The following is a 22491-nucleotide window of genomic DNA, read 5'->3' as shown; positions in this document are numbered from 1 at the left end:
GTCAGAAGTTATCCTTCCACTGGCGCAGTGCCGCGAATGTCTCGACATCAGAATCACCTGACGCTCGCCCTGATACAGCACTTTTAACCTCAGGGAGATCACAGCGCAGGAACGGATTTATTCTTTTCTCTTTTTCTATGGTAGACGGCAGTGTCGGCATAGATTGCGCACGCAGGCGGTTAACGTCGTCACGGTATTCGCGCAGACTTGGATTCTCCGGTTCCACCGCCAAGGCAAAAGCAACGTTTGACGCAGTATATTCGTGGGCGCAAAAAACCTCGGTTTCGATTGGAAGCGACGAGATTTTTTGTAACGAGTTGTGCATTTGCTCAGGCGTACCTTCAAAAAGACGGCCGCAACCTGCTGAGAATAAGGTATCGCCGCAAAACAGCTTACCATCGCCTACATAGGCCACATGGCCACGGGTATGCCCGGGGACACCAAGTACGAGGAATTGCTCGCCGAACAGTTCAAACTGGTCGCCATCCTGAACAGGAACATTTATATAAGCGATAGCCTCCTCTTCCGGGCCGACGACGCGCAAACGAGGAAACTTGCTTACCAATGCGTGTAAACCGCCGACATGGTCTGCGTGGTGATGGGTGACTAAAACAGCATCCAGGGTTAACCCTTCCTGTTCCAACACATCTAAGACGGGTGAGGCATCGCCTGGGTCAACAACAATACAATGGCGATCAGTATTTTGAATCAACCAGATGTAATTATCGTTGAATGCAGGTATGCTTTTTACCGTGAGCATATAAACTCTCCCGGGGTCTGAAATTTAACAGTTTTTGTTATGAAACCAGCGCTCAGTCCACTTCCAATTGAATACCCATACACCTGGAACCAATTCCCGCATGGAGAATGGGCCCGTGCTCACGTCCAGGCTCAACTGGATGAATGGCTGCCACGACTATTCGGTTATCACATGCTTAAGCTTGGTGGCCTGAGCTGTGAGTTGACTACCGGCTATTGTAACATTCGTCACCAAGTACATGTAGATCTTAAAAATCCAGTCAGGAATATGGAGGCAGAACTTCACCACCTCCCGTTTACTGACAAGGCATTTGATGTCTGTATCCTCGCCAACCAGCTTGATTTTTGTCAGGACCCCCACCGGCTTCTCAGAGAAATTGACAGGGTCATGATCGATGATGGTTATCTGATAATTTCTGGTATTAACCCTGCAAGTATTATGGGGGTTGGTGCATTGTTACCCTGGCGCAAAAATAAGATGCCCTGGAATGGACGGACGTTTACGCCTTACCGGATCCGTGACTGGCTTGGTGTACTCAATTACCAGGTAATGGAAACAACCTGTATCGGCCTTTTTCCTTCTACCCGCAACCGGACATGGGGAACATGGATGGAAGATGCTTTGATGCCGGGGTTGTCGGGACTGGCATCGATATACTTTATTGTGTGCCGAAAACGGACATACCCGTTAAAACCAATCAAGCCGAAATGGAAAGTAAGGAAAGGGTTGGCACCGATTGGCGCCAACTACTGACGAGTTACCTGAAATTAGAGTTTCGGCTATGTACCTGGTTGGTACCCCGAATCAGGTTGGGTCGGATTTTCTGCTGCTGTTCTTGCCAATTCATCACAGCGCTCATTTTCAGGGTGACCGGCATGGCCTTTTACCCAGTTCCATTGCACAGTGTGGCGTGCTGTTTCTTTGTCCAGTCGCTGCCATAGGTCAGCATTTTTCACCGGTTTCTTATCTGCTGTTTTCCAACCGCGTTTTTTCCAGTTGAAAATCCACTGAGTGATGCCTTGACGGACGTACTGGCTGTCAGTGGTCAGCGTGACATCGCAGGACTCCTTAAGTGCCGCAAGTCCGACAATGGCTGCCAGCAGCTCCATACGGTTGTTGGTGGTCAGGTGGAAACCTTCGCTGAATTCTTTCTCATGCTGTTTGTAACGGAGGATTGTGCCGTAGCCACCCGGTCCCGGGTTGCCCAGACACGATCCGTCTGTGAAGATCTCTACCTGTTTCGTCATATCTGTTAGTATTTGAAGATTGTTATTTGCCAGAGTCTGACACAGTTGCACCTATGAACGCCAGCTACGACCGCATTATCGTTCTCGATACCGAAACCACGGGTATGAACCGCGAAGGTGGCCCGCATTATGAAGGCCACCGAATTGTCGAAATCGGTGCAGTGGAAATTATCAACCGCAAACTGACCGGTCGCCATTTCCATGTCTACATTAAACCGGATCGCTTGATTGACCCTGAAGCAGTGGAAGTCCACGGCATTACTGATGAATTCCTGCGGGATAAGCCTGAGTATGGTGCCATTCATGCAGAGTTTCTTGAATTCATAAAAGGTGCTGAACTGGTTGCCCACAATGCACCCTTCGACGTCGGCTTTATGGACTATGAGTTCAGCAAGCTGGGTGAGGATGTCAAAACCGACCAGCTTTGCAAGGTTACTGATACCCTGGCGATGGCAAAACGGATTTTCCCGGGTAAACGAAACAACCTTGATGTGCTGTGTGAACGTTATGGTATCGATAACTCACACCGTACACTGCACGGGGCTTTGCTGGATGCCGAGATCCTGGCTGACGTCTACCTGTTGATGACCGGTGGCCAGACGACGCTGTCGTTTGGTGGTAACAATTCAAGCAATCAGGGAACAGATATTGTCCGCCCGGTCACAACATCGAGAAAGGCGTTAAAGATTATCCGTGCCTCTGCCGATGAACTCTCCAAACACGAAGAAAAATTAGACGTAATAGAAAAAAAGGCTGGGGGAGTGTGCCTCTGGCGATAGGGCGTGTATACCCTTCGCATTTCGTCCTGACAGGAGAGTTTATGAAGCGTTGGCTTGGCGGGCTGCTGTTGTGCCTGGTTAGTTTGGGAGCCTTGGCAGCTGAGAGCGAAATCAGCTTACTGGACAACAGGTTCCGGGTTGATCCGACCATGACACAGGCTGGGTTTATTATTTACCGTGAAAAGCCAAGCCAGCCGGTTGTTTTGGTTCGCCCTGATGGCGTGAAGTATTACGCCTGGCGACACCCGGATAATGTAAATTGGTACCAAGAGCCGGATATCGACATCATTCTGGTAGAAAACCCGATGCCCGGCCCTTGGCAGGCATTCGGGAAAATTACACCGGAAAATAAAATCAAGGTGCTCTCGAATCTCAGCGTCCAGTTGGATTACCTGCCAGAAAACCTCTATGCCGGTGAAACCGTCAAATTTACTGCCCGTCTGATGCAAGGGAAAAACCTGCTGAAAGACCGAGACTTCCTGCACCGGGTAAAGCTAAATGTTACTTTCACCCAGTACCTTGAAAATGAAGAGGAAGTTAAGGAAGTCCACCGGCCCCAGCCGGTATCACTGGGTGATTTTAATGACGACGGTACCCTTTTGGATGAAAAGCCGGGAGACGGTATTTTCACTGTGGCTATTCCTGTAGATGTTAAGCCGGGCAAGTACCGGGTGCGGGTCGCAACGGGGAATGGGGTATTCTTCAGGGCGGTTGAAAAGCAGGTACTGGTATACCCGAACCCGTTGATGGTGACATTCAACCAAAGTTTTAGCCCTGATAAATCCCACCAGCTTGTGGTGCAATCCGACGAGGTGAGCATCGAAGCTGGCAGCCTTGCCGTACAGGTAGAAATCACTAACCCAGAAGGTGAAAAGCAAGCTTTTCAGGGAGTGGCCGGTAAAGATAAGACAGAAGTGGTTGTTGAACTGAATAAAGCCAGTGAACCTGGGCGGTTTTCCTGGTCCGGTTGGGTTTATGCAACGGATAAACTGGAAGGCAGGGACTTAATGTTTACCCTGCCGGAACACAGCTTTGCCCAGACTGATTTCAGTGAAGTCGAGAAAGCTGAAGCGGAGCGTCTTGCCAAGGAGGCAGAACGTAAACGTATTGAAGAGCAAAAACGTATTGAAGAGGAAAAGGCAGCCGCGCGGCAACAGGCCATCATTATGATTGTGGCCGGTAACGTGGTTATCCTGTTGCTGTTTTTCGGCGTGATGTTCTTCCTGCGCTGGCGTCGCAAGAAAAAAGAAGCGGCAGAAGACGAAGAGAACAATCTGTCGGTCCCTCCGCCGGACAGTGAAAAGAAATCTTAGTCAGCTAATCCCTGGAAGGGGTTGTTAAAGTAAAAAAGGGGGGGAAGCTTTTGCTTCCCCCCTTTTGTGTGGCTATATATCAATTGGACCCTTTCCCTTTGCGGCGTTTATGCAGCAGTAGAAAGTGGGTTTCTTCTGTCAGTAATTGATGCAGCCAGTTCTGCCGGGTCAAAGTCATCGACGTTAATGGTGTAAAGTCTTTCCTCCTCGGCCTGGCGCAACAACTCTGCTTCCTCTTGGCTGATTACCCCCGCCGCAAGGCCTTTGTCTGCTACTTTGTCCAGGAACATGAACGGCATTTTTTCACCGGTTTCGCGGCAAATACGCTCATAAATGGGCTCAACTGCCAAAATGTCAGTCAATGCTTTTTCAATGCGCCCTACTGCATTGTGAGCAGATGCTTCCAGGAACTGGCCGCGGCCGATACGGGAGCGCGTTTCACCCGGTTCCTGGATAATGCGGGCCACTTGCCCGTCCAGCACATCGGAAGGCTGGCTGCGCTTAGTCCCGAGAGGGAAAACGATCAAGCGAAGAGCACCGCCGATAAACTTGTTAGGGAAGTTTTTGAGGAAAGTGTCCAGTGCCACTTCAGCCTGGTAGAGAGAATCTTGCAAGCCCCAGTGAACCATAGGCAAATCTTCACTGTGGGAGCCTTCGTCTACCCAGCGTTTGAGTGTGGCTGAGCTGAGGTACAGCTGGCTAAGTACATCGCCAAGACGTGCGGACAGGCGCTCTCGGCGTTTCAGGCTGCCGCCAAGCACTGCCATCGACATGTCTGCCAGCAGTGCCAGGTTTGCACTGTAGCGGTTAAGCTGCTGGTAGTAGCGTTTGGTTTCGTCGTTGCGAGGTGAAGAGGATCCGTACCCGTCAGTCAGGCCCTGCCATAAAGAACGGGCAACATTGCTAAAGACAAACCCGATATGCCCAAACAGTGCACCATCAAACTGTTCAAGGGCTTTTTGCTTGTTATCAAGGTAGGCAGACTCCATCTCGGTAAGCACGTAAGGGTGGCAGCGGATTGCCCCCTGTCCGAAGATGATCATTGAGCGGGTCAGGATGTTTGCACCTTCTACGGTGATGGCAATTGGGGCACCCTGGTAGCCGCGGGCAAGGAAGTTTTTCGGTCCTATACAGATTCCCTTGCCTCCAACGATGTCCATGGCATCAATAATGCCCTGTTGACCGCGGTGGGTGCAGTGGTATTTAACAATTGCTGAGATAACAGACGGTTTTTCTCCGAGATCGATACCGCTGACCGTAAACTCACTTGCAGCATCCATGACATAGGCATTACCGGCCAACCGCGCCAGTGGTTCTTCAATACCTTCCATTTTCCCAATAGGGAGCTTGAATTGACGGCGAATACGGGCGTAGGCCCCGGTACCCATAGCAGCTGTTTTCAGTCCTCCGGTTGAGTTGGACGGCAGTGTAATCCCACGGCCGACAGACAGGCATTCAACCAGCATACGCCATCCCTGGCCGGCCATTTTGGGACCACCGATTATGAAATCAAGCGGGACGAAAATATCTTCACCCTGGGTAGGGCCGTTCTGGAAAGGCACGTTGAGCGGGAAGTGGCGACGGCCGATTTTAACACCGTCAAGATCTGTTGGGATAAGGGCACAGGTGATACCGACATCTTCTTCTTCACCCAGGAGGCCGTCTGGATCCTGAAGCTTAAATGCCAGGCCAAGGACTGTAGCAATGGGTGCCAGGGTGATATAGCGTTTGTTCCAGGTCAGACGCATACCGACAACTTCTTCGCCTTCCCATATCCCTTTACAAACCACTCCGTAATCCGGGATTGAGCCTGCATCTGAACCTGCTTCTGGACTGGTAAGGGCAAAACATGGGATTTCCTTACCAGCAGCGAGGCGGGGGAGGTAGTGGTTTTTCTGCTCAATGGTTCCGTAATGCTGGAGCAATTCACCAGGGCCGAGTGAGTTCGGCACGCCTACGGTAGAGGAAAGCACCCCGGAAACGCCGGTCAGTTTTTGCAGGACCAGTGACTGTGCGTAGGCTGAAAAATCCAGGCCGCCATATTCCTTTTTGATAATCATGGCGAAAAATTTGTTGTCCTTGAGGTATTGCCAGATCTCAGGAGGCAGGTCAGCCAGCTCATGGGTGATTTGGTAGTCGTTTGCCATGCGGCAAACTTCACTGACCGGGCCATCCAGGAAGGCCTTCTCTTCAGCCGTCAACCTGGGAGCCGGGATATCGTGCATTTTTTTCCAGTCCGGGTTGCCGCGGAACAGATCTGCTTCCCACCAGATGGTGCCGGCATCAATGGCTTCTTTTTCGGTAGAAGACATTTCAGGCATCACAGACTTGAACGCTTTCAGGGCATGTTTGCTGAACCAGGCCTGGCGGAAAGCCGGGATGTTGAGTGGAATGGCCAAGGCGATAAACACCAGCCAGCTGATTTGGCCGACAATGCTGAGCAATGACCCGGCAATCATCACGCCGGTTGCTGCCACCGTGACCAGCTTCAGGCTTGCGCGGTGATAGGCGAGAGCTCCCATCAGTACCAGCGCTGTAAGTAAAAACAGGGTTGTTGCCATGGCGTAATTCTCCTTATCTTGCAACAAATCCATATAATGGTAAGAGGTCTAACCAGTTATAATTGTAATTGAGTTTTTAATAGAATGTAAAACTCGATGCAAGAAAAAATGGAGGAAGAAGAAAAGTTGTTCGTAAAAATGAGACCATCGACCAGACAGGATTGAGGAAGATCAGTCTTGCTGTATGTTTGGCTTGCGCTCAATTGACATACAATTACAATATGCACTCCACCCTTGCCAAAAAGGGTGCCTATCATTCTTGACCTCCCTGCAGGTTATCTCCGACAGACAGACAGTTGCCCGCCGGAAGCAATGGACTTTGCTGCAGCCGAGGTCTTCGCGATCCAAATTTTTGAGGTGTAAGTTGAACAGTTTTGCCACCAAATGGCGGACGCAGCTGGCCGGCTACGGCGCGTCTGCATTTCGATCTGACTTCATTGCTGGGATAACCGTCGGTGTTGTTGCCATTCCTCTGGGTATGGCTCTTGCCATTGCGGCGGGCGTGCCTCCGCAACATGGCCTCTATACCGTTATCGTAGCGGGTTTCTTAATCGCCCTGCTTGGCGGTTCACGGTTTAACGTTTCAGGCCCTACTGCAGCATTTGTTGTAATTCTTCTCCCTATTGTCCAGCAGTATGGTTTGAGTGGCTTGCTGATAGCCACAGTGATGTCCGGCGTGATTCTGCTTTTGATGGGGGTACTGCGCCTGGGGCAGTTGGTTCGCTATGTGCCGCTCCCTGTGACCGTTGGCTTTACAGCCGGTATCGGTTTCGTTATCGCATTCCTGCAGTTGAAAGATCTGCTGGGTCTGACCCTTGCGTCATCCCCAATTCACTTTATTGAGAAAGTGGAAGTCTATTTCCAGGCTGGACCAACCCTGATCTGGAGTGACGCGCTGGTGGGTGTTGCCAGTATCGTTGCGTTTATCCTTTGGTCCCGTAAGAAGCGTGCAGTACCACCACACCTGATTGCCCTGCTGGTGGGTACAGGTATCGCACTGGTTATTAACCACGTAGGCGGTTTGTCTCACGTGACGACATTGGGTGAGAAGTTCCATTACACACTCAATGGTGTAACCGGCCAGGGCATTCCACCTGCACCACCATCTTTCGCCCTGCCATGGGGTGAAAATGGCCTGAACCTGGATACCGTTCTGGATTTGCTGCCATCAGCTATTGCTATTGCGCTTCTGGGTTCAATTGAGTCCCTGCTGTGTGCTGTGGTTGCAGACGGTATGACCAAGACTCGCCATAACCCGAACCGCGAGCTGATTGGCCAGGGTATCGGTAACATCATTGCGCCATTCTTTGCCGGTATTCCTGCAACAGCAGCAATTGCCCGTACCGCGACCAACATCCGTGCCGGTGCAAACTCACGTGTTGCCTCCATGATTCACGCTGTGTTCGTGCTGGCGGCGATGATTGCACTTTCCCCGGTACTTTCTTATGTACCAATGAGTGCACTGGCTGGCTTGCTGATCATGGTGGCGTGGAACATGTCTGAAGCCCCACACTTCGTGCGTATGGTAAAACTGGCGCCACGTTACGATGTGGCAGTACTGGTTAGCTGCTTCACACTGACTGTCGTATTCGACATGGTTGTTGCCGTGGTTGTCGGTATGGTTCTGGCTATTGGTCTGCTGGTCTACCGCAAGGTACGCCGTCAGCGTGCTGTCGAAGCCCGTACCCACCAACATGATGACCTGTTGCCTTCCATCTCTGTTCACCGTCTTGGTGGCGTACTTTACTTTGGCGCATCAGAGAAAGTCTTTGAGCAAGTGGCACATGATTCTTCAGCCCATGAAACAGTCGTCGTGGATATGTCTGATGTGGTGTCTATCGACATTTCAGCACTGCATTACCTCGAGCAGTGCCTGAACCTTCTGGGTGAGAAGAAAGTATACCTGGTAGGCCTGGTACCGGCTCTGCGAAACAAGGTTGAGCGTGTTGGCCTGACGTCACGTCCAAACGTTGTACTGGCTGATGAAGTACCGGTGGAATTGCGTCATGCAGCGCATGTCTGATCCCGCTAGTTCCAACTAATTCACAATGTCCCCGTCGCCCAGTCGACAGGTGATGCGCTTTCTCGGTACACTGCTGTCAATTGAATAACAATGACGGCAGTGTACTGCCTCCACTCCCTATCGAGAGACCAATCAATGTATCAGGATCTTATTCGAGCCGAGCTGAATGAAGCGGCGGATGTGCTGAACCATTTTCTGAGTGACGAAAACAACATTGCCCAAATTGAAAAGGCCGCAAAACTGTTGGCTGACAGCTTTAAAGCCGGCGGAAAGGTGCTGTCTTGCGGTAACGGTGGTTCACACTGTGACGCTATGCACTTTGCTGAGGAGCTTACCGGCCGTTACCGTGAAAACCGCCCCGGTTACCCTGCCATTGCAATTTCTGACCCAAGCCACTTGTCTTGCGTGAGCAATGACTTTGGCTATGAGTATGTATTCTCTCGTTATGTAGAAGCGGTCGGCATGAAGGGCGATGTGTTGTTTGGCCTGTCAACCTCCGGCAATTCCGGTAACATCATTAAAGCCATTGAAGCGGCTAAGGCAAAGGGTATGACATCAATTGCCCTGACCGGTAAAGACGGTGGCAAGATGGCCGGTATGGCAGATATTGAGATTCGTGTACCACACTTTGGCTACGCAGACCGTATTCAGGAAGTACATATCAAAATCATCCACATCCTTATTCAATTGGTTGAAAAGGAAATGGCAGCGTAATATACGCCAAGGTATCAAGAACAAGGAAAGAGAAGCATGTGTGAGCTGCTTGGCATGAGCGCCAATGTGCCAACAGATATCTGTTTCAGCTTTACCGGGCTGGTTCAGCGGGGCGGTAAAACCGGCCCGCACCGGGATGGCTGGGGGATTACGTTCTATGAGGGCAAGGGGTGCCGGACCTTTAAGGATCCCAACCCGAGTTGCCGCTCAGAAATTGCCCGGCTGGTTCAGGATTACCCGATAAAAAGCTGTTCGGTGATAAGCCACATCCGGCAGGCGAACCGGGGAGATGTAAACCTGGTTAACACCCACCCGTTTACACGTGAACTGTGGGGACGCTATTGGACCTATGCCCATAACGGCCAACTTTCAGGCTGGGAAGACCTTGAGGTCGGCCGTTTCTGGCCGGTTGGAGAGACCGACAGTGAGCGCGCTTTCTGTTGGTTGCTGTATGAGTTGGAGCAGGCTTTCCGCGAAAGGCCGGATGACGCCACACTGTACGCCTTTATTGCCGCACGTTGCGATAAGCTGAGGGAGTTGGGTGTTTTCAATATGTTGCTGACAGATGGTGATTACCTGATGACCTACTGCAGTAACAACCTTCACTGGATCACCCGCCGGGCTCCGTTTGGTGAAGCCACTCTACTGGATGAAGACGTTACTATCGACTTCCACAAGGAAACCACACCTAATGATGTGGTAACCGTGATAGCCACCCAGCCACTGACGACCAATGAAAGTTGGTACAAGATGTCAGCCGGGGAGTATTGCGTTTTCCATTATGGTGAAGTGGTGATTTGTAACCGCGAGCAGTTTGCCGACAAGTCGGATATGGAAATGCCGCAATAATTGCATTAAGCACAAAAAACGCGCCGACCTGGCGCGTTTTTTTGTTTTAGAACCAAAATGGTAATCCGTTTACTCGCTGGCGTAGCCTTGTTGGGGCAGAGCGTTACCGTCGAGCCACGCTGTACCATTCCGCATTTCAAGGCGTCCATCGACAAACCAGTTTGCTACCAGCGGATAAATCCGGTATTCCTGATCCTGAACCCTTTCCTGCAATTCTTCGGCTGTGTCACCTTCAAAAACAGGCACCCGGGCCTGAAGAACAACCGGGCCACCGTCGAGTTCTTCCGTCACAAAGTGGACAGAAGCCCCATGCTCCAGGTCTTCGGCATCAATTGCGCGCTGGTGGGTGTTGAGACCGGTGTATTTCGGCAACAGGGAAGGGTGGATATTAAGCATCCGGCCCAGATATTTCTGCACAAAACCCGGCGTCAAAATACGCATAAACCCGGCGAGGATAATCAGATCCGGCTCGAAACGGTCAATAACCTCAGAAAGAGCCAGATCGTAGGATTCACGATCACGCCCCTCCACAGGGAAAGCCACTGCTTCAACACCGGCCTGACGGGCACGCTCAAGGCCAAAGGCATCAGCCTTGTTCGAAATAACCGCCCGGATTTGAGCACCTTTGATTGATGTCCCACAGGCGTCCATCAACGCCTGCAGGTTAGTTCCGTTGCCGGAAACCAGAACCAGGATGTTTTTCATGGTATCAGTTAATTTCCACCTGCTCGTCACCGGATGCCGCAGCAGCGATATGTCCGATGACCCAGGCTTGTTCACCTTCACCATTCAGCATAGCGACTGCTTTTTCTGCTTCTGACGCAGGCAGGGCAATGACCAATCCGACACCACAGTTGAAAGTGCGGTACATTTCGTGGGTTTCAACATTGCCGTTGTCTTGCAGCCAGTTAAATACAGCAGGCCATTGCCAGCTGTTACCGTCAATAACAGCTTTAGTTCCTTCAGGAAGCACGCGCGGGATGTTTTCCCAGAAACCACCACCGGTAATATGGGAAATGGCATGAACATCAGTTTGCTCGAGCAGTTTAAGCACTGATTTCACATAAATCTTAGTTGGGGCAAGCAGGCGATCTGCCAGCGGCAGCCCTTCCAGGTCTGCTGAAAGATCCGCACCAGAAACTTCAATAATCTTTCGAACCAGGGAATAGCCGTTAGAGTGCGGGCCGCTTGAACCAAGTGCAATCAGCGCATCACCGTCAGCCACTTTGCTGCCGTCAATCACACCGGCTTTTTCCACCACGCCGACACAGAAACCGGCGAGGTCATAGTCTTCACCGTGGTACATTCCCGGCATTTCTGCGGTTTCACCACCAATGAGTGCGCAACCGGACTGCAAACAGCCTTCGCCAATTCCGGCAACAACATCGGCTGCGGTATCTACGTTGAGTTTTCCGGTTGCGTAATAATCAAGGAAGAAAAGGGGTTCGGCACCCTGAACAATCAGGTCATTGACACACATGGCAACCAGGTCAATGCCGATAGTGTCATGTTTGCCTAGGTCCATGGCCAGGCGGAGCTTGGTGCCCACACCATCAGTGCCGGATACCAGCACTGGCTCTTTATATTTGGTTGGCAGTTGGCAAAGGGCGCCAAATCCACCGATACCACCCATTACTTCAGGGCGGCGGGTACGTTTTACTACACCTTTAATGCGGTCTACCAATGCGTTTCCTGCATCAATGTCCACACCAGCATCTTTGTAACTTAGAGAAGTGTTATTACCACTCACGAGGATCCCTCACCACGTCAACGTATCCAAAAGCCGGCGCCATTCTAACAAGAGTTTTGCCTTAAGGAAAACGTTTGCGTAAGGCGATTTCATGACAGTTGTTTCGCTTTGTTTTCTTGCGAGTGAGTAGTTATGCGAGCACTCTACTAATTGTGTATAATGCTGCGATTTTATTTTTTCGCAGGAGTGAGTGATGAAAGTCGTCGAGGTCAAACACCCGCTGGTTAAGCATAAGCTGGGTCTGATGCGTGAAGGTGATATCAGCACCAAACGTTTCCGTGAGCTCGCAACCGAGGTTGGCAGCTTGCTGACTTACGAAGCAACCGCTGACTTTGAAACTGAAACTGTCACTATCGAAGGCTGGAATGGCCCGGTAGAAGTGGATCAGATCAAGGGCAAGAAAGTGACTGTAGTACCTATCCTGCGTGCCGGCCTTGGCATGATGGATGGAGTACTGGAGCATATTCCAAGTGCCCGTATCTCCGTAGTCGGTATCTACCGTGACGAAGAAACCCTGGAGCCTGTGCCATATTTCCACAAACTTGCATCCAACATTGATGAGCGTATGGCTCTGGTTGTTGACCCGATGCTGGCAACCGGTGGTTCCATGATTGCAACTATCGACCTGCTAAAAGAGAAAGGCTGTAACCAAATCAAGGTTCTTGTTCTGGTTGCCGCGCCTGAAGGACTTGAAGCACTGGAAAAAGCTCACCCTGATATCGAGCTGTACACAGCTGCGATTGACCAGAAGCTCAACGATAAAGGTTATATCGTACCGGGTCTTGGCGATGCCGGTGACAAAATCTTCGGTACCAAGTAATCCTATTTGGCAAAGATTTTTTAATAAGAGGCCCTGCAAAGCAGGGCTTTTTTTATGCCTGTTTGCCAATATCTTCCGAGGCTATCCGGTTATGGCTGCCATCACACATCGGAAAGCTGGCAGACTGTTTACAGGCGCAGATAGCTGCATTGGCAGTTTCGTCTGCAGTATAAATAGTCGGAGAAAACTCAGTGCCGGCATGGGAGCCATCGCACAGTGGTTGGTTTGCCGAGTGGCCACAACGACAAAAATAGTAGGTTTTGTTTTTTTCCAGCTTAAGTAAGACGGGTTTGTTGTCTGCAATCCTTGCGCCTGTATGTGAATCTGACATTGTCGCCTCCATTGCTATCCTTGTTCTTTGGGTAAAGTTTAGCAACGGAAACAAAAAGGCCCCTGACATGCAGGGGCCTTGGGTGGAAAAACAGAATTTTATTATTTCTCTTCTTCCATTTGTGCATTGTCGACTACGTGCGTCTCACCGAAGTTATCCGGGAGGATCAGGTTAAGCACAATGGCAACAATACCGCAAAGGCTCACACCCTGTAGGCTGAACTCACCGATACCAAAGGCCATACCGCCGATGCCAAATACCAGGGTTACTGCCACGATAGCCAGATTGCGTGGTTTGTGGAGGTCTACTTGGGCGCGGATCATGGTGTTAAGGCCGACTGTTGCAATAGAGCCGAACAGCAGGATCATGATGCCACCCATTACCGGTACCGGAATGGTCTGGAGAATAGCCCCCAGTTTTCCAACAAATGCCAACACCAGGGCAGTGACTGCTGCCCAGGTCATGATGGCTGGGTTGAATGCCTTCGTGAGCATAACTGCGCCGGTCACTTCACTGTAAGTCGTGTTTGGTGGTGCACCAAACATTGAGGCAAACATGGTAGCAACCCCGTCACCGGTGATGGTGCGGTGAAGACCAGGTTTTTTCAGGTAGTCTTTGCCCGTTACGTTTGAGATAGCCAGCATATCACCAACGTGTTCAACAGCAGGCGCAATGGCGACAGGAATCATGAACAGAATGGCGTTAATGTTGAACTCAGGGAAAGTGAAGTTCGGCAGTGCCAGCCATGAAGCCTGGATAACCGGCGTAAAATCGACAACACCAAAGCCAAGGCTCAGGGCGTAACCGACAATAATACCTGACAGGATTGGTACCAGCTTAAAGAAGCCTCTGGAGAACACAGATACGGCGATAGTGGTAATCAGAGAAGCCGCTGAAATCCAAAGTGCAGCATCGTGAGCAACCAACTGGACCGCACCGTCACCGGTTTTCCCCACTGCCATATTAACTGCCGCAGGTGCCAGGCCAAGGCCGATAACCATAATAACCGGGCCGACCACAACCGGTGGCAACAGTTTGTGGATAAACACAACGCCACGAACCTTAATGATTGCCCCGAGGCCCACATACACAAGTCCCGCGGCCATCAGGCCACCGAGAGTTGAAGGTACACCCCACGCCTGAATGCCGTACATAATTGGTGCAATAAATGCGAAAGAAGAGGCAAGAAAAACGGGGACAGAGCGTTTGGTGATAACCTGGAAAATGAGAGTTCCGATACCTGCACCGAACAGTGCAACGTTAGGATCGAGACCGGTAAGAAGGGGAACCAGAACCAGCGCGCCAAAGGCGACGAACAGCATCTGGGCACCCTGCATGACTTGGAACATAGCAACACCCATCCATAATGCAAAAAAATCGCGGAATATTATCACACGAGTAAACGTTTGCCTAACATGAGTAACCTGATTTTTCGCGGATTTATTCGCATTAAATCCGTGAAAGCAGAAAAAGGTGAAATCTAGCAGAAACAGAGTGTGATGATTGCCGCCTACAGTAGAACAGCTTATGATCGAGGTCTTACTGTCTAATCGAATTGAGATAGGGGTTATCCGGTGTTGAGAGGTTTCCTGGTGATACTGGCCCTGGCATTACTGCCAGTAAAAGGATGGGCTACTAACCTGTACCATGCCAGCGTTGTGCTAGATGAAGCGAACAGCGCAGACAATGAACAACTCGCCAAACAACAGGCGTTACAACAGGTACTGGTTAAGGTATCAGGCCAGCGTAATATCACGGACAATCCTGTGATTAAGAAAGCCCTGGGCAACAGTGCCTTTATCAGCCAAATTGGTTTTGGTGAAGAAAATGGCCAGCATATACTCAGTGTTACTTATGACAGCAAGCAGATCTATAACCTGCTGGTTCAGGCTAAAGCGCCTGTTTGGAGTGAGCCTCGTCCTGAGTTGACTGTCTGGGTTGTACAGGATGCCCCGTCCGGGCGCCAGATTGTCTGGGAACAATCCAACTCACCGCTTGTCAGCGAACTAAAGGCTGATGCAGAACGCCGAGGGTTGCCGGTTCTGGTTCCGGTTGGAGATTTCCAGGATGTGACGGCTGTGGATGTAGCGGACATCTGGGGTGGGTTCCTTGGCCCGGTCACCGAAGCAAGCAAACGCTATGAGACTGCGGGAATATTGATTGCACGGGTACGCTCAAATGGCGTTAGCTGGACGCTGGTTCCAGACACGAAACGTCAGCAAAAACCGGTGGAAGGCCGTGCGAGCGGATCAGTTGCCCAGTCCTTTGCTCAAATGGTCAACAGCGTGGCAGATTACTACGCAAGCCGTAATTCGGTGGTTCTTGGCGGTGAAAGTGAAGGCTCGCAACTTGTTGCTTTTGACGGGGTGGACAGTGCGCGAGACTTTTTTGCCCTTGAAAAACTGCTGGCCCAGATGAATTCTGTCGGTTCGGTGACGATTGACCGTATCCAAAATGGTGAAGTCCGTTTCAGACTTGTGTTGCTGGCACCTGTAAGCGTATTTACTAATGAGCTGGAGAATGACAGCCGGATTACTTCTCTGGGAACGGCAATTGTCATGCCGGAACAAGCTGAAACACAACAGCCAGTGAAGCAGGAGACACCAGCGCTGACCTCTGGGGAAAGCACACCCGCGAATGGAAACATCGCTCCAGATGCAGATGCATCAGAAACGCAGGGCGTGACAACTTCTGATGAAGGAGGGGTTCAGCCGACGGTTCCATCCGTGGCTGGGGAATCCATGTTGAAATTTATGTGGACGCACCACGACCTCCCGTCTGCGGCAGCCCCGGCTGATACCGGTGCAGAAACTGTACCGGCTGACGAAGGCCCAACCCAGACGCCGAATACGCCTACACCTTAAAATTAAGCGCAAACTATAAGGGGAAGCTGATTGCTTCCCCTTTCTTTTTCGGCAAAAACGCCCTAGCTTCCGTAACGCTCGCGTTCCTCCTTTTCCACCTGGGAGAGCTTTTTCAGCTTCAGGCCTTGCTCCTGGCCTTTCCAGCGCGCGTAGTAAATATTGCAAAGGAAAGTGATGGAGGTCAGCGTCAGTTCAACCAACGCCAGCCAGCGTTCCCCTTCATCTACCCATAAAATGGTCAGTGCGTGGAGGAAATAAAACATCAGGACAAAGTTGGCCCAGGCGTGGGTGTAGGCATTTCCCTGGATAATGCCTTTCAGGGGCAACAACAGGGGGATAAGCCAGCCCAGGGTAACCGCCCACGGAGTGACGTGTGCGTGTGGGGAAAGCCAGCCGTGCCATAAACCGACCCAGGCGATAAGGGCAAAATAACTCAGTAAAACCGCGGGCCGGAGTGTACCGGAGCGCGGGGAAGTGTTTTCCATGTCTAAGACTCTTTAAGTTTGCGTCCAATGTTTGCCAGCCGCGTTCCTAACGCTATAGCCAGGGTTTTCTCATCGTTGTCGAGTGGCAGCTTACCATCACCGCTTACATGTCCGGGGCCATAAGGGGAACCGCCGGAAGATGTGGTATGGAGTGCCGTCTCGGAATAGGGCAGGCCTGTTATAACCATCCCGTGGTGCAACAGGGGCAACATCATGGTGAGCAAGGTACTTTCCTGCCCGCCGTGCAGGCTGCCGCCGGATGTGAATACTGCTGCCGGTTTTCCTATCAATGTGCCCGCCAGCCATTCACCGCTGGTGGCGTCCAAGAAGTGTTTGAGCGGTGCCGCCATGTTTCCAAACCTGACCGGGCTGCCAAGGGCCAGGCCATCGCAGGATTTAAGGTCGTTCTTGGTGATAAAGGGGTCACCATCGGGGGTGTGGGCCGCAGGCCCGGCAATTGGGAGTGACTCATAACGGGGGAGATCCGGTACTGTCCTTATCACAGCCTCTGCACCGGTGGACTCAATACCCCGGGCAATGTGGCGGGCCAGAGCGCGGGTACCACCGTGGCGGCTGTAGTACAGTACCAGGATCTTCGTCATTACAGAATATCCAGAACCGCTTCCGGCGGACGTCCCATTGCGGCTTTACCATTGTTCACAACAACCGGGCGCTCAATCAGTTTGGGGTTCGCTACCATGGCCTGGATAAGTGCCTCTTCAGATGTTTCATCTGCCAGTTTTAGCTCTTTATAGAGGTCTTCTTTGGTACGCATCAGCTCCCGGGCTGAATCATAACCTAACATACTGATAAGTGACTTCAGGGTATCAGCATCAGGTGGTGTTTCGAGGTACTTGATAACTTCCGGTACAACGCCATTCTCTTCGATCAGCGCCAGCGTCTGGCGGCTTTTGGAACAACGAGGGTTGTGATAAATAACGACTGACATTCCCTTTCCTCTTTTAATCAATTTTTGTGTATCAGACCCGCCCGGTTTACTGCAGTGATTCAAACCGCTGCTGCATGACCCTCAACTGGTCTATACGGGCATCATAACGTGCCTGATCAAGGCTGCCTATAGGGGCAAGCTGACTGGCCTGTATGTAATTGTTAATGGCTTTGGGCCACTGGGCGGCGAGTGCAAAGAGTTCGCCTTGTGCTGCCAGGGCCTCGGGGCGCTTTCCGCTACGGTCATAGGCTTCCTGCAGCATGCTCCAGGCAGAAATGTCTGATGGGAAATTATGGGTATACCGGTTCAGGAAAGAAATAGCATCCTGGTACTTTCCTGCTTCCATCATGACGTAATACCGGTTCAGCTCCAGAACCCGGTTTTCAGGTTGATTCCTCAGTGCTTTTTCCAGCATTTCTGAAGCCTTGGCATACTCTTTTTTCTGTACGTACAGGTCAGTCATCGCATCAAGGAAGAAGCGGTTTTCGGGCTCGGCCCTGATCAATTTATCCAGAATGGCCGCGGCTTTTTCTGGCTTGCGGGTATCGAGGTAAACCAGTGCTTTTCCGTATTCCAGTGTAGGCTTTACGGACAGGGAGGCTTTTTTTTCCTGACGGGTAAACCAGTCCAGTGCAGCAGCCGGCTCCAGACCAGAGAAACGTGCGATTATGCGAGCCCTTGCCAAATGGTAGGGTTCTGATGGCGGAAGCATCACCGAGGGGTATTGCTGGGCTCGGGCCCGGGATTCCGTAATGCGCGATTCCGGCAGCGGGTGGGTAAGCAAAAATTCCGGCGGCTTGCTGGCATAGCGATACTGCTCCAGCATACGTCCGAAGAACGCGGGCATGGCTTTAGGGTTAAAACCTGCACGGGCAAGTGTATCAATGCCTATGCGGTCTGCTTCCTGTTCGTTGCTTCGGGTGTAGTTTATCCGGCTTTGGATAGACGCTGCGGTGGTTGCCTGTGCGGCGGCAATACCCGCTTCGGGTGCGGCAACCGCCAGCATCAGGGAACCGATAAGTGCGGCGATAGTGAGTGGCGACTTACGGGCCTGATCTTCCATTGCCCTGGCAAGATGTCGCTGGGTAATGTGGGCAATTTCGTGGGCCACTACTGAAGCAAGTTCACTTTCATCCTGGGCATAGAGAAACAATCCGGTGTGCAATGCGACATAACCGCCGAAAAACGCAAATGCGTTTATTTCTTTGTTCCGGATAAGGAAAAAGTGGAATGGGGTTTTTACATCACTGGCATTGGCAACCAGCCTGTGACCCAACGAACTGACATATTCGTTTAGTAATGGATCATTTATGATGGGGCGGCTTGCCCGGAGCATTCGCATGTAGGCATCGCCATATTCGAGCTCCTTGTCAATGGTGAGTGTCCCTGCTGCCGTTGTACCAATATCCGGAAGGCTGGATTGTACAGTATTGGCTACCCCTGAAAATGACGGCAGAAGAAGCGTTGAGGTCAGGAAATAGGCGAGCGCTTTCTTTTTTAACATCGCAGGTTAGGTGATCCCTTTGTGATTTTCGCCACTTTGGCAGTTTTTCTCCACTACTTAGGGAGTTTGACCACAAAGCGTGACAGAGGTTTCTTTGGGGCGAAACAGAAAGTCCTATACAATGCTCACGATGATAACGAGTGCCCAGGAATAATGGAAATAGAACAACTGGATTTGTCTGAAACGGTCTGCCCAATGGCGCTGATATTAGCGAAACAGGCAACCGCAAAGCTACAACCTGGGCATACCATCAGAATATTGGTATCCGATGCCGGGTCTGTCTCTGATATACCCCGGTACCTCCAGGGAAAAGGATATCAAGTCAGTACGCGGCAAAGTGGCACCCTGACAGAATTTTTAGTTACCCGCTAAAGGATTATGAGCTCTAACTATGATTGAGATGTTTAACCGTTGGTATAAGCGTCGTTTCTCTGACCCTAATACAGTCAGCCTTGTCGCTATCCTTGCTGTAGGGTTCGCCATTATTTATTTTTTCGGCAACCTTATCGCTCCCCTTCTTGTCGCTATAGTCCTTGCATACCTGCTTGAGTGGCCGGTTGCCCGTATGGTGAAAACCGGGTTGCCCCGGACACCTTCAGTGGTGATTGTGCTGACGCTGTTTGTTGGCGTTATGTTGATGGCAATCCTCGGCTTACTGCCAACCATCTGGAACCAGGTGATCAACCTTGTGTCCGATACACCAAAAATGTTCAGCGGATTGCAGGGCTTCCTGGATCACCTCCCAGACCGTTATCCGGAGCTGATTAAACCGGACATGGTGGCGGCGCTGGTAGATACGATTCAAACCCGTGTCCTTGGTTTGGGTGAAACCGTCGTTAAAAGCTCACTTTCGTCCTTGGTTAACCTCGCCGCACTTGCGGTATACCTGATCCTGGTTCCCCTGCTGGTGTTTTTCCTGCTCAAGGATAAGCGGGAGATGTTGCTGATGTTCCAGCGATTCCTGCCAAAAGAGCGTCAGCTCGCAACCAAGGTAGGTGAAGAGATGAACCAGCAGATATCTAACTATATCCGCGGTAAAGTCACCGAGATTGTGATTGTCGGAGCAGTCAGTTATGTCACCTTTGCGATATTGGATCTGCGCTATGCGGCTCTGCTCAGTGTACTGACCGGTTTCTCGGTATTGATTCCATACATTGGTGCGGCTGCTGTAACCATTCCTATCGCCGTTGTCGGGCTTTTCCAGTGGGGTGTAAGCCCGGATTTCTGGTGGCTAATGGTCGCATACGGAATTATTCAGGCACTGGATGGCAACGTACTGGTACCGGTGCTGTTTTCTGAGGCGGTAAACCTTCACCCGGTGGCGATTATTGTGGCAGTACTGGTGTTTGGTGGTTTGTGGGGGTTCTGGGGTGTGTTTTTTGCAATCCCACTCGCTACATTGGTGAAAGCAGTCATCAACGCAATTCCGTCCCCGGATGGCGAGGAAGATGCCATCGCCTGACGGGCGACTGTAAATATTTACATCGGTTGTTGAACCGTGTATCAATCATCTTTTCAGAGGGTCATCAGACCCTCTTTTGCTGTTTGCGATGGGGTGTTTGGCATGCAAGCTGGCTGGAGTGGCGGATTGCGAATGAAAAAAGTGGGTATTGTTGGCGGTGGCGTCGCGGGTTCAACTATTGCGCTTCGACTCGCAGGGATGGGGGTTCGAACCGTGCTGGTGGAACAAGGGGAAAGCCTGGTCAATGGCCCGCCGATGTGTCACCTCCATGCGGGTGGGAACCTGTACCGTGAGCTTGATGATGCCCAGTGCCTGGCACTGTTGAAACAGTCAGTTGATACCGCAAGGGCTTATCCTTTTGCCCTAAACCACCGCCCAACCGTTATCGCTATTCCTTTACGGGATGGCGGCTCTGTGGACAGCCTGCTTCCCCGTCTTCGTCTGTTGCAGCGAACTTACGGGGAGTTAGTTCATGCTGACCCGCGAAATGGTGTATTGGGTGAACCGGAAGATTATTTCAGGCTTTACGATCGGGAGGCGTTGGAAGAGCTGGCGTCTCGGGATATACCGGACTCTCCTGTCTCGCAGGAAGACTGGCTGATACCGGTTGCCAAAAGTGTGGATCTGTCGAAGTTTGTATACCCGTGGGTGATGGTGCAGGAATATGGCCTCAGCCTTTTCCGTATTGCTGCTTCTGCCAATATGGCCCTGGGGCAGACCCCCTTCTGCGAACTGCTCACATGTCACCGCCTCACCAATCTGACGCTCAGGGACAATGGTAGCTGGGACATGGTAATACAGGGGCCCGAGGGTGCCCGTACCGAGCAGGTCGATTTTGTCGTCAATGCCTGTGGTTACCGGACTGGGGAGTGGGACAATGCCTTGGGCGTCCATCGCCAGCGGTTGGTGGAATTTAAGTCCGCCTATCTGGCTAACTGGCAGGAACAACCGGGTAGCTGGCCGGAAGTTATCTTCCACGGTGAAAGGGGGACGCCAACCGGAATGGCGCAGTTTACCCCTTACCCCGATGGCTTGGTTCAGCTTCACGGGATGACAGAAGATATTACCCTGTTTGATGGGGGGCGGGTTTACTCTTCAGAAACAAGTGCCCAACCGGAGCTGCCGGATAGGCTGGCTCGGAAACTGACACTTGGCTGGCATGATGACGTTGTTCAACAGCGGACCCGTCAGGCGATAGTTCACATGGCAGAACTAGTTCCAGGTTTTGCATCGGCAAAACCTGGCGGGAAACCCCTTTTCGGTGCGCAGCAGGTACCGGGTAATGATATTACGCTTCGCGCATCGGATATCAGCTTTGCCGGAAAGAACTATGTCCGGGCAGAAATCATCAAGGCCTCTTCAGCGATTGTCTGTGCAGAAAAAATCGCCCGCCACCTCGTTGAGTCAGGTTGGGATATGGCGTTTCCAGAAGGCCTTGAGGGGCCAGAGCTCTCTTTGATTGGAGCACTAGATGAAGGGGATATTGAATTTACCGCGTGTAAACTTGCTGTGGAGAGAGGCTACCCAGCGAGCCTGGCTAAATCGTATTGATAAAAAATGAGAGGCGCTATGCCTCTCATACGGATTTTCACCGGGAATAACGTTCTTATTCGCCTTTCAGGTAGCTCAGGACCACTTCGTGGTGCTCTTTGGTTTTGAACTTGTTGAAAACTTTTTCGATCACACCTTCTTCATTAATCAAAAAGCTGATGCGGTGAAGACCGTCATAGACTTTACCCATAAATTTCTTTTCACCCCAAACGCCAAACTGATCAGCTACAGCATGGTCTTCATCAGACAGTAAGGTGAAGTTCAGGTTGTCCCGTTCGATAAATTTAGGCAGGCGTTTAACCGGGTCAATACTGATACCCAGCACCTCAACGTTCAGTGCATCCAGTTCGGATTTGCTGTCACGAAGGCCACAAGCCTGGACTGTGCAGCCAGGTGTCATAGCTTTGGGGTAAAAATACGCCAGCACTTTTTTCCCTTTGAAATCAGCAAGTGATACAGGGTTTCCATCTTGGTTTGGTAATGAAAATTGCGGAGCCGGCATGCCTGCGGTCAGAGTCTGCATGTTTTT

Annotated in this window: 23 protein-coding genes; 11 read left to right on the top strand and 12 right to left on the bottom strand. The window is 51.3% G+C overall.

All coding sequences use genetic code 11. From position 1 onward, the window contains the following. Window position 1: 1 nt before the first annotated feature. A complete protein-coding gene (gene gloB, locus NF212_RS13545; protein ID WP_434356473.1) occupies window positions 2-760 on the bottom strand; it encodes a hydroxyacylglutathione hydrolase in 759 nt (252 codons plus the stop codon). A gap of 39 nt (window positions 761-799) precedes the next feature. Between gloB and NF212_RS13540 the strand changes: the two genes are divergently transcribed. Then, window positions 800-1513, top strand: coding sequence for a class I SAM-dependent methyltransferase (locus tag NF212_RS13540; RefSeq protein ID WP_434356471.1), 714 nt, complete (start codon window positions 800-802; stop codon window positions 1511-1513). A 26-nt stretch (window positions 1514-1539) separates the two neighbouring features. On the opposite strand, the gene rnhA is transcribed toward NF212_RS13540, so the two are convergent. Next, on the bottom strand, window positions 1540-2007 hold the full coding sequence (gene rnhA, locus NF212_RS13535) for a ribonuclease HI (protein WP_434356469.1): 468 nt from the start codon (window positions 2005-2007) through the stop codon (window positions 1540-1542). 53 nt (window positions 2008-2060) lie between these two features. On the opposite strand from rnhA, the gene dnaQ reads away from it, so the two are divergent. Then, entirely contained in the window at window positions 2061-2786 is a 726-nt protein-coding gene (gene dnaQ, locus NF212_RS13530; protein ID WP_434356467.1) for a DNA polymerase III subunit epsilon, read from the top strand. Window positions 2787-2827: 41 nt separating this feature from the next. After that, entirely contained in the window at window positions 2828-4099 is a 1272-nt protein-coding gene (locus tag NF212_RS13525) for a TIGR03503 family protein (RefSeq protein WP_434356465.1), read from the top strand. Window positions 4100-4206: 107 nt separating this feature from the next. Here the strand turns inward: NF212_RS13525 and fadE are convergent, their stop codons facing one another. Beyond that, the gene (gene fadE, locus NF212_RS13520) at window positions 4207-6660 is read right to left on the bottom strand and encodes an acyl-CoA dehydrogenase FadE (protein WP_434356463.1); all 2454 of its coding nucleotides are present in this window, start codon (window positions 6658-6660) and stop codon (window positions 4207-4209) included. Window positions 6661-7024: 364 nt separating this feature from the next. On the opposite strand from fadE, the gene dauA reads away from it, so the two are divergent. The 3 genes from dauA to NF212_RS13505 all read left to right on the top strand — a co-directional run bounded on the left by dauA (window position 7025) and on the right by NF212_RS13505 (window position 10246). Beyond that, window positions 7025-8683: a C4-dicarboxylic acid transporter DauA gene (dauA, locus tag NF212_RS13515; RefSeq protein WP_434356461.1), complete on the top strand. Its 1659-nt coding sequence runs from the start codon at window positions 7025-7027 to the stop codon at window positions 8681-8683. 135 nt (window positions 8684-8818) lie between these two features. Continuing rightward, a complete protein-coding gene (gene lpcA, locus NF212_RS13510; protein ID WP_434356459.1) occupies window positions 8819-9397 on the top strand; it encodes a D-sedoheptulose 7-phosphate isomerase in 579 nt (192 codons plus the stop codon). 36 nt (window positions 9398-9433) lie between these two features. Next, window positions 9434-10246, top strand: coding sequence for a class II glutamine amidotransferase (locus tag NF212_RS13505; RefSeq protein ID WP_434356457.1), 813 nt, complete (start codon window positions 9434-9436; stop codon window positions 10244-10246). Between the two features lie 69 nt (window positions 10247-10315). Here NF212_RS13505 and purN read toward each other — a convergent pair whose 3' ends face one another. Both purN and purM read right to left on the bottom strand, forming a co-directional pair. After that, entirely contained in the window at window positions 10316-10951 is a 636-nt protein-coding gene (gene purN / locus NF212_RS13500; protein WP_434356455.1) for a phosphoribosylglycinamide formyltransferase, read from the bottom strand. Between the two features lie 4 nt (window positions 10952-10955). Then, window positions 10956-11996 (bottom strand): phosphoribosylformylglycinamidine cyclo-ligase, encoded by a 1041-nt coding sequence (purM, locus tag NF212_RS13495; RefSeq protein WP_434356453.1) that lies wholly within the window; start codon window positions 11994-11996, stop codon window positions 10956-10958. A gap of 193 nt (window positions 11997-12189) precedes the next feature. On the opposite strand from purM, the gene upp reads away from it, so the two are divergent. Next, window positions 12190-12816 (top strand): uracil phosphoribosyltransferase, encoded by a 627-nt coding sequence (gene upp, locus NF212_RS13490; RefSeq protein WP_054672217.1) that lies wholly within the window; start codon window positions 12190-12192, stop codon window positions 12814-12816. Between the two features lie 52 nt (window positions 12817-12868). Here upp and NF212_RS13485 read toward each other — a convergent pair whose 3' ends face one another. Both NF212_RS13485 and NF212_RS13480 read right to left on the bottom strand, forming a co-directional pair. Beyond that, window positions 12869-13147, bottom strand: coding sequence for a CDGSH iron-sulfur domain-containing protein (locus NF212_RS13485; protein ID WP_434356450.1), 279 nt, complete (start codon window positions 13145-13147; stop codon window positions 12869-12871). Between the two features lie 101 nt (window positions 13148-13248). Next, window positions 13249-14496 (bottom strand): uracil-xanthine permease family protein, encoded by a 1248-nt coding sequence (locus NF212_RS13480; protein ID WP_434356448.1) that lies wholly within the window; start codon window positions 14494-14496, stop codon window positions 13249-13251. Between the two features lie 225 nt (window positions 14497-14721). Between NF212_RS13480 and NF212_RS13475 the strand changes: the two genes are divergently transcribed. Continuing rightward, window positions 14722-16011 (top strand): DUF2066 domain-containing protein, encoded by a 1290-nt coding sequence (locus NF212_RS13475; RefSeq protein ID WP_434356446.1) that lies wholly within the window; start codon window positions 14722-14724, stop codon window positions 16009-16011. A 62-nt stretch (window positions 16012-16073) separates the two neighbouring features. Here NF212_RS13475 and NF212_RS13470 read toward each other — a convergent pair whose 3' ends face one another. The 4 genes from NF212_RS13470 to NF212_RS13455 are packed head-to-tail and all read right to left on the bottom strand — an operon-like array spanning window position 16074 to window position 18949. After that, on the bottom strand, window positions 16074-16496 hold the full coding sequence (locus NF212_RS13470; protein ID WP_434356444.1) for a DUF2069 domain-containing protein: 423 nt from the start codon (window positions 16494-16496) through the stop codon (window positions 16074-16076). Window positions 16497-16498: 2 nt separating this feature from the next. After that, window positions 16499-17098 carry an NAD(P)H:quinone oxidoreductase gene (gene wrbA / locus NF212_RS13465; RefSeq protein ID WP_434356442.1) on the bottom strand — a complete coding sequence of 200 codons (600 nt, stop codon included), beginning with the start codon at window positions 17096-17098 and terminating at the stop codon, window positions 16499-16501. After that, window positions 17098-17445, bottom strand: coding sequence for an arsenate reductase (glutaredoxin) (gene arsC / locus NF212_RS13460; protein ID WP_434356440.1), 348 nt, complete (start codon window positions 17443-17445; stop codon window positions 17098-17100). The genes wrbA and arsC overlap by 1 nt, the downstream gene beginning before the upstream one ends. Before the next feature lie 46 nt (window positions 17446-17491). Beyond that, complete coding sequence (locus tag NF212_RS13455) at window positions 17492-18949, bottom strand: beta-barrel assembly-enhancing protease (RefSeq protein WP_434356438.1); 1458 nt, start codon at window positions 18947-18949, stop codon at window positions 17492-17494. Window positions 18950-19102: 153 nt separating this feature from the next. Between NF212_RS13455 and NF212_RS13450 the strand changes: the two genes are divergently transcribed. From NF212_RS13450 to NF212_RS13440, 3 genes are all read left to right on the top strand, one after another. Further along, window positions 19103-19321, top strand: a complete 219-nt coding sequence (locus NF212_RS13450; protein WP_434356436.1) for a sulfurtransferase TusA family protein — start codon at window positions 19103-19105, stop codon at window positions 19319-19321. Between the two features lie 19 nt (window positions 19322-19340). After that, complete coding sequence (locus tag NF212_RS13445; RefSeq protein WP_434356434.1) at window positions 19341-20411, top strand: AI-2E family transporter; 1071 nt, start codon at window positions 19341-19343, stop codon at window positions 20409-20411. A 132-nt stretch (window positions 20412-20543) separates the two neighbouring features. Further along, a complete protein-coding gene (locus tag NF212_RS13440; RefSeq protein WP_434356432.1) occupies window positions 20544-21962 on the top strand; it encodes an FAD-dependent oxidoreductase in 1419 nt (472 codons plus the stop codon). A 55-nt stretch (window positions 21963-22017) separates the two neighbouring features. Here NF212_RS13440 and bcp read toward each other — a convergent pair whose 3' ends face one another. After that, window positions 22018-22485, bottom strand: coding sequence for a thioredoxin-dependent thiol peroxidase (gene bcp, locus NF212_RS13435; protein ID WP_434356430.1), 468 nt, complete (start codon window positions 22483-22485; stop codon window positions 22018-22020). Window positions 22486-22491 lie beyond the last annotated feature (6 nt).

It is taken from the genome of Parasalinivibrio latis (assembly GCF_036825535.1).
GTDB lineage: Bacteria > Pseudomonadota > Gammaproteobacteria > Enterobacterales > Vibrionaceae > Parasalinivibrio > Parasalinivibrio latis.
The sequence above is the reverse complement of the archived record's forward strand: the minus strand, read 5'-3'. Positions and strand labels throughout refer to the sequence as shown.